The organism is Agarivorans sp. 1_MG-2023 (genome assembly GCF_030548385.1).
Taxonomy (GTDB): Bacteria; Pseudomonadota; Gammaproteobacteria; order Enterobacterales; family Celerinatantimonadaceae; genus Agarivorans.
On the sequence record NZ_JAUOSJ010000002.1, the window covers coordinates 384,053 to 396,739 of the forward strand.

13 protein-coding genes and 1 pseudogene are annotated in these 12,687 nt (G+C 43.6%); 3 read left to right on the forward strand and 11 right to left on the reverse strand.

The genetic code is table 11. The features are described 5' to 3' along the window. Positions 1 to 12: 12 nt before the first annotated feature. The 5 genes and pseudogenes from Q4592_RS03785 to Q4592_RS03805 all read right to left on the reverse strand — a co-directional run. The gene (locus Q4592_RS03785) at positions 13 to 1,956 is read right to left on the reverse strand and encodes a monovalent cation:proton antiporter-2 (CPA2) family protein (RefSeq protein WP_303509949.1); all 1,944 of its coding nucleotides are present in this window, start codon (positions 1,954 to 1,956) and stop codon (positions 13 to 15) included. Next, on the reverse strand, positions 1,953 to 2,576 hold the full coding sequence (locus Q4592_RS03790) for an NAD(P)H-dependent oxidoreductase (protein ID WP_303509952.1): 624 nt from the start codon (positions 2,574 to 2,576) through the stop codon (positions 1,953 to 1,955). Before Q4592_RS03790 ends, Q4592_RS03785 begins: the two co-directional genes overlap by 4 nt. Positions 2,577 to 2,811: 235 nt before the next feature. Continuing rightward, on the reverse strand, positions 2,812 to 3,498 hold the full coding sequence (locus Q4592_RS03795) for a hypothetical protein (protein ID WP_303509955.1): 687 nt from the start codon (positions 3,496 to 3,498) through the stop codon (positions 2,812 to 2,814). A 46-nt stretch (positions 3,499 to 3,544) separates the two neighbouring features. Continuing rightward, positions 3,545 to 4,480 (reverse strand): lipid kinase YegS, encoded by a 936-nt coding sequence (gene yegS, locus Q4592_RS03800; RefSeq protein ID WP_303509959.1) that lies wholly within the window; start codon positions 4,478 to 4,480, stop codon positions 3,545 to 3,547. A 120-nt stretch (positions 4,481 to 4,600) separates the two neighbouring features. After that, a pseudogene (locus Q4592_RS03805) lies at positions 4,601 to 4,801 on the reverse strand (VF530 family DNA-binding protein); the annotation flags it as partial. Between the two features lie 137 nt (positions 4,802 to 4,938). Here Q4592_RS03805 and Q4592_RS03810 point away from each other — a divergent pair. The 3 genes from Q4592_RS03810 to Q4592_RS03820 all read left to right on the forward strand — a co-directional run bounded on the left by Q4592_RS03810 (position 4,939) and on the right by Q4592_RS03820 (position 8,594). Then, entirely contained in the window at positions 4,939 to 5,859 is a 921-nt protein-coding gene (locus Q4592_RS03810) for a hypothetical protein (protein WP_303509960.1), read from the forward strand. Positions 5,860 to 5,950: 91 nt separating this feature from the next. Then, positions 5,951 to 6,130 carry a hypothetical protein gene (locus Q4592_RS03815; RefSeq protein WP_137671991.1) on the forward strand — a complete coding sequence of 60 codons (180 nt, stop codon included), beginning with the start codon at positions 5,951 to 5,953 and terminating at the stop codon, positions 6,128 to 6,130. Between the two features lie 895 nt (positions 6,131 to 7,025). After that, a complete protein-coding gene (locus Q4592_RS03820; protein ID WP_303509964.1) occupies positions 7,026 to 8,594 on the forward strand; it encodes a polysaccharide lyase family 7 protein in 1,569 nt (522 codons plus the stop codon). Positions 8,595 to 8,830: 236 nt separating this feature from the next. Here Q4592_RS03820 and Q4592_RS03825 read toward each other — a convergent pair whose 3' ends face one another. From Q4592_RS03825 to gltS, 6 genes are all read right to left on the reverse strand, one after another. Next, positions 8,831 to 9,322, reverse strand: coding sequence for a DUF962 domain-containing protein (locus Q4592_RS03825; protein ID WP_303509967.1), 492 nt, complete (start codon positions 9,320 to 9,322; stop codon positions 8,831 to 8,833). A gap of 131 nt (positions 9,323 to 9,453) precedes the next feature. Further along, positions 9,454 to 9,708: a DUF3081 family protein gene (locus Q4592_RS03830; RefSeq protein WP_303509970.1), complete on the reverse strand. Its 255-nt coding sequence runs from the start codon at positions 9,706 to 9,708 to the stop codon at positions 9,454 to 9,456. 28 nt (positions 9,709 to 9,736) lie between these two features. Further along, positions 9,737 to 10,138 carry a thiol-disulfide oxidoreductase DCC family protein gene (locus tag Q4592_RS03835; RefSeq protein WP_303509972.1) on the reverse strand — a complete coding sequence of 134 codons (402 nt, stop codon included), beginning with the start codon at positions 10,136 to 10,138 and terminating at the stop codon, positions 9,737 to 9,739. A gap of 12 nt (positions 10,139 to 10,150) precedes the next feature. Continuing rightward, on the reverse strand, positions 10,151 to 10,582 hold the full coding sequence (locus tag Q4592_RS03840) for a DUF3429 domain-containing protein (protein ID WP_303509975.1): 432 nt from the start codon (positions 10,580 to 10,582) through the stop codon (positions 10,151 to 10,153). A 112-nt stretch (positions 10,583 to 10,694) separates the two neighbouring features. Beyond that, positions 10,695 to 11,003, reverse strand: a complete 309-nt coding sequence (locus Q4592_RS03845) for a hypothetical protein (RefSeq protein ID WP_303509978.1) — start codon at positions 11,001 to 11,003, stop codon at positions 10,695 to 10,697. A gap of 182 nt (positions 11,004 to 11,185) precedes the next feature. Continuing rightward, positions 11,186 to 12,415: a sodium/glutamate symporter gene (gene gltS, locus Q4592_RS03850; protein ID WP_201798686.1), complete on the reverse strand. Its 1,230-nt coding sequence runs from the start codon at positions 12,413 to 12,415 to the stop codon at positions 11,186 to 11,188. Between the last annotated feature and the right edge of the window lie 272 nt (positions 12,416 to 12,687).

Consider the following 12,687-nt stretch of genomic DNA (forward strand, 5'->3'; position numbering starts at 1 on the left):
TAAAACTTAAGTTTAAGGTTTATCATCAGCTTTTGGCTGGTCTTGTTCAAAGTCGTCTAAATAGTTTTTAGGCGGTGGCGTCCAGCCCCTATCGGTTAGAGAGTGGCCGTCACTTCGGTCTTTGTTCATGGCTTTGCCCAACAGATCTTCTAGTTGTAAAAACAGATCGCGATAGTCATTACTAAAGCGGTTATCTTCGCTGCTGGCCAGCCAGGTTTGGTAAAGCTTCTCTTTGTTGTCTTTTTCAATTTGGTCGAAAGCATTTTTAAGCTGTTCAGCCTTAAACGGATGAAAGCCTAGCTCAGACAGTGCTCGACCACCCATCTCCAGCGCCGAGTAGTAGGCTTCGGTAATAATGTGGTCTGCTCCTAAGCTACGAAGCTCGTAAGCGTGGCCACGGTCAAAGGCCCGTACCATTAAGCGCACATGTGGAAAGTTATGTTTTACGTACTTAACAATGTCTCTTACCCGCTCTTTATCATCAATGGTGACTACCATGAGCTTGGCTTCTTCAATGCCTGCTGTGTGCAATAACTCGGGTTGTGTAGCGTCTCCAAAGTAGCTTTTGATGTTAATTTTGCGCATCAATTCTACTTGAGCAACTTGGTGATCGAGCACCACGGTTTTTATGCCATTGGCTACTAAGAAGCGGTTTACAATTTGCCCAAAACGACCAATACCGGCAATGATTACGGTACCTTTTTCGTCAATTTCATCGGGTTCTTGATGGTTCTCGGCTTCTTCGTAACGCGGTAATATCACTTTGTCGTAAAGAATAAACAGGCTAGGGGTTAAGAACATGGAGAAGGCCACAACCAAAGACAGTATTTGCGCAATGTCTTGAGGGATAACGTGGTTTTGCACGGTATAGCTAAGTAATACGAAGCCAAATTCACCCGCTTGCGCCAAACTAAGTGCAAACAACCAACGGTCGCTGTTTTTAATTTTAAAGATGATGGCCAGTACAAACAGTACCGAGGCTTTAATTAGCATAACCGCTAAGGCCATGGCGATAACTTTAGGCCAATGTACTTGTAGTACCCCAAAATCTACACCTGCGCCAACGGTGATAAAAAATAGCCCCAACAGCAGCCCTTTAAAGGGCTCGATGGTGGATTCTAACTCGTGCCTAAACTCACTGTTGGCTAATACTACCCCAGCCAAAAACGCGCCTAATGCCGGCGATAAACCAATCAAGCCCATTAACGCGGCGATGCCAATCACCAGCATTAAGGTAGCGGCAGTGAAGATCTCACGCAGGCCAGAGCTTGCTACATAACGAAACAGTGGGCGGCTAAGATAATGGCCGCCTACCACTAAGGCTGCAATGGCCAGCACAACCACCAAGGCATAGGCCCAACCGGGTAGGTGAGCCACTAGGTTTAAGCTGTCGCCATGTTCGGCAGCGGCTTGGCCAAGTTGTTCGGCTTTTTCAATTAACTCCGGTAACGCGAGCAGTGGAATAAGCGCCAGCATGGGGATTACAGCGATATCTTGGAACAGCAACACCGAAAACGACGAACGGCCGCCATCAGTTTTAGTTAGGCCTTTTTCATTAAAGGTTTGCAGCACAATTGCGGTAGAAGACAGCGAAAAGATTAGGCCAATGGCGAGCGCAATGGTCCACTGTAAATCAAAGGCTAAGGCGATACCCATCACCACAATGGTGGTTAACGATACCTGCAGACCGCCTAAACCAATGAGCTTGTGGCGCATATCCCATAACATGCGGGGTTCTAATTCTAGCCCCACCACAAACAGCATCATCACCACGCCAAACTCAGCAAAGTGCTGAATGGTGGCGGTTTCGGTGCCAACTAAACCGATTACTGGGCCAATAATGACACCAGCAATTAAATAACCCAATACCGAGCCCAAACCGAGTTTTTTAGCTAAAGGAACCGCTAATACAGCAGCAATAAGATAGACAAAGGCTTGTAGAAAATAACCGGTCATAAGGCCTCCTTGAACAAGTTATTAGGAAGCTGAGTGAGCTTGTCTAGGCGGCTGGCCAGTTCTAAATCCACCTTGTTTTCAACAAGATTAACCAATAGCTTTTTCCAATTATTTAAATGAACACCCACTCGTTGCTCTTCTGCGGCGGTGCGTGAGGCAAATAACGCAAAGGGCGCTAGGTAACGCATGCCAATGAGGGATGCGGTTTGCTCTAGCGGGTGTAGTAGTTCGCGAATAGTGAAGTGGTTATAGCCTTTATCGCAGTAGGCGTTTTCGGCACCGCCAGCGGTGATGGCACAGAGTAAACTTTTGCCATGTAGCATGTTGCCGTCGTGCCCATAAGCAAAGCCATATTCCAGTACTAAGTCTTGCCATTCTTTTAAAATAGCGGGAGTAGAGTACCAATATAAAGGGAACTGCATAATCACTATGTCGTGTTCCAATAAGCGCTGTTGTTCTTTATCTACATTAATGCGAAAAGTAGGGTACTCCCGGTATAAATCTACCGCTGTTACCCCTTCAATGTTGCCGGCTAGCTTAAACATAGGCCGATTTATTTCTGAGCGGTCTTGCGAAGGGTGAGCAAATAACACTAATACTTTTTGATTTTGCTGGGGCATTGATAATTCCTTTTAAGCCTAGATAAAGGGCAGCATTAAAACGGCTTCTAATATTGGTATATTTGCGAACGAGTGACAAAGCTGCAACAAACCAAGGCCTGAGTAACAATACTCACCATAGTGAGTTATAGCAGACATTTACATCGGTTTTTTCATGGGCAGCGTATTGTGCGTAAATAGTGCCGCAAATAGCGCTAGTTGATCCCTTCTTTAGTCATGGTGCTTAGTTGTGCAATTAGTGTGATTTACTGGTGTTGGTTACCGAAGTCGCCTTGTATCTTTGATGGCTGAAACGTTGCAGATGCTCTACATGTAACAGCTCTAGGTTTATTTGTCCGTTAAAGCAAGGCGCTTGCACCACCAAGGTATGAAACTCACCATTTTCACCACAAGGGTCAATATCTGGTGGCAGTTCACTAAGCAGTTCCTCGTTGTACTCTCGGCCACAGTATTCTCTTGGTAAGCGTTCACTATCAACAGTGATTAAAAATGTCTTAATACCGCTACTAAGAATATCTGCAGCCAGTGATTCGGAAGCTTCGCCTAACAAGGGGAAAACACATTCCCACCCTGCGGGTTCTATGTAACTTCTTCGATAATCAACAATACCGTTACAAAACATGTCTCCAAAGGCGATTGCATCTATCGCAATACCTGATTTTTTCAGCCCGTTAATCACGGTACTTTGGTAAATGTGATTACTGGGAAAAACCTCTGGAAGCTCTATGGTGATGAGAGGCAAACCAATAAGGTCTGCTTGCATTTGCACAACGTTTAAAGGGGTTGCTTGAAATGGAACGTCGTTTTTCACATGGGTGGTGTATAAGGCGGTAACCTTATATCTTGGGTCTTTAAGCAGCCGCAAAAGAGTGAGCGTGGAGTCTTTACCTGATGACCAACTAATAACAACGTTCTTTTTCATGGTGTAAGCCTAACGGTGAAAACAGCCCAAAGGCGATGGGGTTTAATCAGCATAAACATGGGCTGTTTTGTGCAATGATTAGCGGCAGCGCATTTGGTACAACTTCAAAACGGGCATGATTAAATTTATGCGGTTCGCCGTCTAAGTTTGTGGGTATAAACTGTTCTGACTTAGTCTCTAACCAAGGGGTTTGCCAAGTTACAATATACTCGCCGTTTTGGGTATCGCCATTGCCAAAAGCAGCGGCTTCTTGCAGTACTTGGCTTAAGGCGGTAGCGGGGAAATCCCGCACAATGCATATGTCCATCAAACCGTCGTTTAAGTAAGCATTTGGCCCCAGTATTTGACCGCCGCCGGCCTGCTTGCCGTTACAAAGCGCACCAATGATTAAACCATCGTCAAAGCTTTTATCAGGGCTATTAAGCTTCCCAACATAAGGTTTAAAGTTTAAGGCTTGTACTATTCCAGAGAGGGTATAAGCGCCGCCACCTAAAAAGTTTTTTAGCTCTACCGGTGTTTCGGCGGTGATTTGTGCGCCAAAACCGGCGGTGAGTACATTCATAAAATAGTACTGTTGTTGATTCTCTAAATCTTTAGCGCTTATTACATCCACCATTTGCGCAGAATGTTCCAAGGCAAAAGTGATGGCATCTAAAGGGTTAGTAGGAATCTGGCAAGCGGTAGCAAAGTCATTGGCGGTACCGAGGGGCAAAATGGCTAGGCTAGGGCGCTGCTCTGCAGGATAGAGCATTAAGGCTGATACCACTTCTTGTACCGAGCCATCACCGCCGCCAATCATCAGTTTTTTCTCTGGCGAGTTCCAACCTTGTTGATGTGCCTCGGCGACCAGTCGTTCTACGTCGCCACCTTCCCAGGTGACTCTCACTTGAATGTTGTGCCCTTGCTGGCGGAGCTGAGAGACTGCCTCGCGAATATCTGGAAGGTGTGCTTTCTTGCCGTTGAGTATTAGTCTAAGTTCCACAAATAGCCCTTATTTAATCAACATCTTAGTAGTTACTTCTACTATAAGTAGCCTGCGCAAATGTTGCTAGTGTTGTCAGCGATTTGTGAACAAACAATCTGTTTATGCTTGCCCTTTCATTCGCAAGTATAAGTTCTCTACTTTGTCGCGGGCCCATTGGGTTTTACGCAAAAATTTCAGGCTAGATTTAATGCTTGGGTCGTGAGTAAAGCAGCGAACATTGATCCGCGCGCCTAATTCGTCCCAGCCGTAAAAATCGACCAGTTCTTTTAAAATGCTTTCAAGGGTTTTGCCGTGCAAAGGGTTGTTTTCTTGGGTCATGCTGGTAGCCAATAGTAAATTATTGCTTATTGTAACAGCTCCTATTTATGGCGGGAAAAGTAAAACGACAAAGTTTTACTTATTAGGCTCACCCTAAAACGGGTTTTATAGGGTAAGCTGGAAGTGGATTTTTTACGATGGACAGATGTTTTATGGAAGGTTTGCTTCGTTTAGTGCGAATACTAACAAGTATTGGTTTGTTTGCTTTGGCTGCGGCGATTGTTTTTTTTACTTTAGAGTTGCGCCAATTTCGTGAGCAGTTACCCATGTTGTTGGAAAAAGTAGACGCTACAGCACAACGAGTAGACCCAATAGTGGCAGAGGTAGCCGAGCTTAAAACCTTCATTCCACAAATCATAGAGCAAAGCGCGGGTTACCAAGCTTTGATTCCAGATGTACTAGAGCGTATTGATGTTATTAACCAACAGTTGCCCATAATCATTGATGAAGTTACCACGATTAGCCAAGCAATAGAGCCAATATTGGCTGAGTCAGACGCGTGGCGTGGTGAACTACCCGCAGTATTAAAGCGAGTAGATGATACCAACACAACGGTGAGAGGCACTAACCAACAAATAGCTAAAGTGGTGCCTCAAGTGCCGCTTATTTTGGCTGAAAGTGAAGCCTTGCGTGTAGAAATACCAGAGATGATCGCCAGTGCCGATGAGCTAGTAGGTAAAGCCGAAGAAGCCGGAAAAGAAGCCAGCCGTGGTTTGGTATCAGGCTTCGTAGGCGGCATTCTTACTTCGCCATTTAATCTCATTGGTAAAATAGGTGAAAACACCACTGAGCGTTTGGGCTTCAAAAATGCCGACAGCCTCACAGAAAAAGACCGAGAACAATACGCTAAGGCGATGAAAAAATTGATGAAAGCCCCTAAGCAGGATGCGAAAGAGCAATGGAGTAACCGTCGCTCTGGTAACAGTGGTTTGATCACTATTAAATCCATTGATAAACAGGGCCAAGCGCTTTGTTATCAATTGCTTAGCGACTTTATTATTGCTGAAGGTGAGGATGCTGGTGAGCACCAGCTGACGACCGAAACTTGTGAAGAGTAGCGGCATAAAAAAGATCTTTTGTGGCCGAGAAAGCTAAAGTTATTCTCAATAAAGCCGCTAAAGAAGCGATGACCAGGAATCAGGAGGTAGAATGGAAATCAATGGTGCAAGCACTTCTCAATCAATGGAAGTGATTTCAGCCAAGTTGGCTAAAAGCCAACAAGAGCAAGACGGTAAAGCTGTACAAGAATTAGTTGCCGCAGCTGATGTTCCTGAGGCCGCGCCAGCGAGCCGACCGGGACTAGGCGAAACAATAAACATTAAAGTGTAAGTAGACTAAGCCGCAGTAGCGGCTTATTTTTTGCTTTTTATTCAATGTGTTATATTGAATACCTTCCCGTGGCTTCCCCTTTTATATGTGCTCAACAAGTTGAGTACTCCGCCATCATAAAAGTCATCCCAGTGCATGACTAAAATGGAATCGAGCTTAGTGTGTTGATGAGATTACAGTGCAAAAAGCCGCTTAAAGTAAACTTGAGCATAGCAAGCGCTAAGAGCTTGGATAAGCCTAATGTACTGACGGCATTGAACTCCAAGCTGTATTGACTCAACACCATGGTGAGAAGATTAACTAAGCGCTAGTTAAGTTGCTTGGGAAGGGAGCCGCAAGCGCGTTCGAGTGCTTTGGAATGTTGGCCTAGGCCAATACTCGAGATGGCGAGCCTTGCCGTTATTAAAGCGTTTAGCTTGCTAACTATGACGTCGAAAAGAATAGAGCGACACAGTTTGTACAAAGACTGAGAATCCTATCAACCACACTATTCATTGAGGTAACAATTTTGTCGCTAAGGCAGACAATACGCTTATTTTGTCTTTAGTTTGGACATTAATAGGGCATTACCTTCGATATAAAGGCTGGCTTCTATTGGTAGTTTATGGATGAACATTTTGGGAAAAGGTTCGATGTAAGCTGTATTTTTTGAACATTGATCACTATTCGGACGACGGTATTAGACCTTAATCGCATTTATCAATACTCAGTCACATTTGTATTATTAAATTATATTACAATTAGTGTTCGTTAGAGTTTGAAAACACTATTGTATAGGGTTTTAGATAATGTGGAAAAGGATATAGCTGTTATTTCCACATCAATACACAGCGCTAAATTGGTTTTGTACTACAAAATGCATCATCGATTTATACAACATTAGGTGAATGGGTAAATGAAACATATCTATCTTAAAAGCTTGTTAGCAACGTCTGTTTTTTTAGCTGTAGGTTGTACATCAACCTCTGATCCTGTTAATGAGTTCGTTAACAACAAGGAAACGGGTGAAGCTTTATTAACGCCAGTAGCAGTTACAGCAAGTAGCCACGATGGTAACGGCCCTGACCGTTTATTGGACCAAGATCTTACAACGCGTTGGTCTTCAGCGGGTGACGGTGAATGGGCAATGTTGGACTTTGGTTCTGTTCAAGAATTTGATGCCGTTCAAGCTGCATTTAGTAAAGGTAACCAGCGTCAGTCTAAATTTGATATCCAAATGAGTGTTGATGGTGAAAACTGGACAACTGTACTCGAAAGCCAAATGAGCTCGGGTAAAGCCCTTGGTCTAGAGCGTTTTCAGTTTGAGCCTGCGGTAAATGCACGTTACGTAAAATATGTTGGACACGGCAATACTAAAAATGGTTGGAACAGTGTTACTGAACTAGCTGCCGTGAATTGCGACATTAACGCTTGTCCCTCAAGCCACATCATTACGTCAGCAGTCGTTGCTGCAGAAGCATCAATGATTGCAGAAATGAAAGCGGCAGAGAAAGCGTATAAAGAATCGCGTAAAAACCTTCGTTCAGGTGATTTTGGTGCGCCAGCAGTATACCCATGTGATACTACGGTAAATTGTTCGCGTAGTGAGCTTCCGCCAACACCAAGTTTGCCAGCAACCCCGCTAGCAGGTAACGCACCGAGCGAAAACTTTGATTTGTCATACTGGTACCTATCTCAGCCTTTTGACCATGATAAAAATGAACGTCCAGACGACGTGTCTGAATGGAACTTAGCAAACGGTTACCAACACCCTGAGATTTTCTACACCGCTGATGATGGTGGTCTAGTATTCAAATCTTACGTGAAAGGTGTTCGTACCTCTAAAAACACCAAGTATGCTCGTACCGAGCTTCGTGAGATGCTACGTCGCGGTAACATGTCACATAGCACTAAAGGTGTGAACAAAAACAACTGGGTATTCTCAAGTGCTCCTGAAGCAGACTTAAAAGCGGCTGGCGGTATTGATGGCGTGTTAGAAGCAACCCTAAAAATTGACCACGCTACGACTACCGGTAAAGCTAATGAAGTAGGTCGCTTTATCATTGGTCAAATCCACGACCAAAACGATGAGCCAATTCGTTTGTACTACCGTAAACTACCAAATCAAGCAACAGGTGCTGTTTACTTTGCACATGAAAGCCAAGATGCCACAAAAGAGGATTTTTATCCGCTAGTGGGTGGCTTGACAGCTGAAGTGGGTGAGGATGGTATCGCTCTAGGTGAGATCTTCAGCTACCGTATCGAAGTGGTTGGCAACATGATGACAGTTAGTGTTATGCGTGAAGGCAAAGAAGACGCTGTTCAGGTAGTTGACATGAGTGACAGTGGCTACGATGTTGGCGGCAAGTACATGTACTTTAAAGCTGGTGTTTATAATCAAAACATCTCTGGTGACTTAGACGATTACGCTCAAGCTACCTTCTACAAGCTTGAAGCCTCTCATGATACTTACACAGAGAAATAAGCTTTAGTTATCACTCTGTTTGTAAAATAAAGAACCCCGCTTAGAGCGGGGTTTTTCTTTATTAGGATGCTAAATTTAGCGGCTTTCTTAGCAACTTTTCTTCGTTAAGTGAGCTTGCTCTTTCCTCCTCTTTCTCCTTCTGCTGCAATCAAGGAACAAGCTATTCCAGCAAGCCGCTCAGAACTCGGTGGAGCAATAAGTATTAACGACTAGCTAGACTAAGCTTCAGTTGCCGCTTATTTTTTTGCTTTATATTCAATGTTTAAGTAGTCAAAGACAAAGCCCATTAACCATAAAGGGCCAATCAGTAAGTATTGAATGTCTTCAAAAAATGAGGGCTTTTTCCCTTCAATTTTATGGCCAATAAACTGGCCAATCCAGGCCACTACAAATATCCAGATACTGCATTGCCAAAGTGGAATTGGGCTTAATGTACTGATCAAATCGCATAACAGAAAACACGACAGGGTGAATAAGGCCATCGCCAGCGCGAGAGCTTTGGATAAGCGTAAGTAAAACCAATGAATAGGCAGAGCTAAAAGGCTGGCGGCATTTATCCAAGGGGAAAGTTGTTGGTCACTGACAACTGCTGATAAAGGCAGAGACCATAAAAGGCCAACAATACTGAAATAGATAGCAGGCACCATAAACCAATGAATGGCTTTGTTGGTTGGGTTTTTATGGCTAACGGCATATTCATTAAACCATTGCTGCACGGGTTTTGGCATAACTTGGCATCCTGCTAAGTGTTAACAGTTTGTTACCATAACAGTTGCAGCTCTGACCAGTTAGCCGAAGGCTAGAACTTGAGATCAAGATCTCATGTGGCAATGGAGAAGCGTATACCGTGGCCAAGTAATTAGTCTTGGTCGAGGTGTTTTAGTTGTTTTATAAAGCTATCTATCGCTTTATCGTCATGCACCGAAAACTGGTATTTATTGTGAAAAAATACACTAAGATCCAATTGTTGGTTACTGAGCACAATGGTGTAACCATCCCAATCGGAGCTAGCCCGCAAACCTTGATAAAGGTAACTTTCACCTTGCTTTATGCCTAAGCGGGTAATTTTTTCATATACTCGAAGCGCTAGGTTTACATCAACAACGCGTTGCATCACTTTCCCCTAAAATGTTTAGCATGGTTTAGTCAAACTGCTTATCTACGCCACAGCTTTGTTCATCGCAACGGGCTTTGCCAGTTAACAAACGCGATATTTTGAAGCGATTTTTAGCAAACACCAAATAGGCTTTGTCAGATACTCCACGCAACAGCGGGGTGCGTAGCAGTTGTATCCATGGCTTTTGATTCACCAGCCCCCAAGCTTGAGCGGTAACATCTAAGCCTAGTAACAAAGTCCCTGTTTCGGTTTCTGCATGCAGTATATCGCTGGCTTCTGTTCGGTCGATGTGTGGAAATTTGTCGGTAAACTCAGCTTGGTTGATGTCTTGTAACTCTATTAGCTCTCGGTGATCAAAAAACTTAAGTTGACGCATTTCTTCTACACATAAAGGGCATTGGCCATCATAAAAAATTCGTAATTGCATAAGTACTCCGGTTTATTGATAGGCAAGTATTAGTAGGTGAGTGCTCACCACTACGCAGGTTAAAATTAAGCGTAAACGTTGGTAAGACGGACTAAAGCGGCTAGGTGGTTGGCTATGCCATTCACGGTAATAAATAATTATATAAGCACCGACCAGTAAAATGAGTGCACTGCTGGTGGAATTTAGCATTAAACATACAAAGCTGAGCACACTCAGTAGGTTGCTAATAATCAGTTGCTTACTGCTATGGCTTTCGCCGTTTAATGCTTGTGCCCACAAGCTTCCGCAAAGGAAGCTTAAGATGACAGCGCTATATCCAACAAACAATTGCTGAGGGCTGTGTGTGAACAACTTTATTTGCATTAGTGTGGCCAAACATAAAGCGATGAAAACACTTAAGCCTGCGTATCCTAAAAAAGTGATTGTGCGCTGTAGTTTGTCCAAAATACCGTCCTTAACGATTTACTACTTTATTAAACGTAGTAAGCAGGCATTTGGATCGACCTTGTTAAACGTGCAAGCTTAGTGGGGTATATGGTTATAACTAAGCAAAGCCTTAGGTACCCGATTTATCCAAGGGGAGTACATTGCAAAACAGCTCTCGCTCGTATTGTTTTTCTAGGTGATCACGCCAATTGCGTTTCTGAATGGGAACCAAATAAAAGGTTTCACGGCTAGTGTCGGTAACAAACGCCATACCATGAGGCATGAGTTCATAGTGAATATCGTGCACAAAACCCAGAGAAAAGCTTTGGCGGCCAGTAAGGTGGTTAATGTCTTCTCGCGACAAACAAACCCCTTTTTTGTCTTCGGCGAAACGGTCGCATAACCATTCTGAAAACTGTTTAGCGCTGATCATAGTCATTGCAAGCGCCTCCTAAATATTGAGTATTTTTTAGTCAGTTGAATAGTTAAGGTATAGCAGATGAAACAGCCTTTTTTTTATAAGTATTTATGTCAGTTTGTTTTTTTTGCTGTAAATGACGAGATAAAACAGAGGCTTACTATTTAGAGGGAATGCAGTAAATGCATCCCCTCTGAGTAATGCTAGAAGTTAGCTAAGAAGAATGGAATCAATAAGGCATTCACCAAGTCAATGAAGAAGGCACAGACCAAAGGCACAATAATAAAGGCGAGGTGTGAGTTACCATAGCGCTGCGATACCGCTGACATATTTGCCATTGCAGTAGGCGTAGAGCCTAGCGATATACCACCAAAGCCTGAACAAATTACTGCTGCGTCGTAGCTTTTGCCCATTGCTGGGAATACGATGAAAATGTTCACTAGAATGGCAATCACAAACTGGGCGCTGAGGATGGCAAAAATAGGACCCGCTAAATCAATCAGCGTCCACAATTGCATGCTCATTAGCGACATCGCTAAAAAAGTACCTAGGGAAATATCGGCAATTAATGCAATGGCTGGTTTACGGGTTGGCCATTGGGTACCCGTTATACGCGGCAGCGAAGACGGTACCAAGTTTGTCATTACAATACCGGCAAATAAACAGGTTACAAATAGCGGTAGCTGTAAGCCCACGTTGGCAATGATTTCATTCAGTATGAAGCCTAAAATAACACAGATATGAATCGCTAAAATGGCATCTAAAAAGTCAAAGCCAGTGATCCCTTTATCTTTGTTTTCTTCTGCCACACCAACATCTAACGGCTCATCTTTTTTAGGGCTTAGGTTATGTCGGTTCACTAAGAACTGGGCAATTGGGCCACCCATTAAACTGGCAAGTATTAGTCCGAAGGTTGCACTGGCAATACCAATTTCCATGGCGTTTGTTACGCCAAAATCCTCGGCAATTCGTGGTGCCCATGCAATGGCTGTACCGTGTCCACCAATTAGCGATACACTTCCTCCTAAGAGGCCCACGGCAGAGTCTAGACCGAAAATTTTCGCCACAGTGATACCGGTGAGATTTTGAAGAATCATGTAACCAATGGTAATGCCGAGTAAAATCACTAAGGGCATCCCACCTTTTAGCAAATCTTTTAAACTGGAGTTGATACCAATGGTGGTGAAGAAGTAGACCAGCAAAATATCGCGAGCGATTAAGGTGAACTCAATCTCTACCGAGGTGAGGGCGTAAATAAGACCAATGATTACCGAGAACAAAATGCCTCCGGTAACCGGTTCAGGAATACTGAACTCTCTTAAAAAATTAACCGCTCTGTTAATTCGTCGGCCAATAAACAACACCAATATGCCGATGGTGGCGGTAAAAAAGGAGTCAAATACTAAAACTCCGTCATTGAACTCAATGCCCATACAATTTCCTATTAGCTAAGTGTTATTAAGCAAGCTGGGCTTGCTGAGTAGGATCCATCCTACTTAGGGTGATAAGTGGCGAAATAGTTGCAGTGAATGCTGCGAATATTTCGCCATTTAGTGTAGAGATAGTTCTAATCAGAGTAAACCAAGGTATGTAAACGCATTAGGTCGTGGGGCTTTGATGAGGTTTGTTGCTTGGAGAAAAGCCTAAGGAAATAAAATTATTCTGCAGAGCTTGTTAGTATCAAAGGGCTATTTATAGGCTGTTA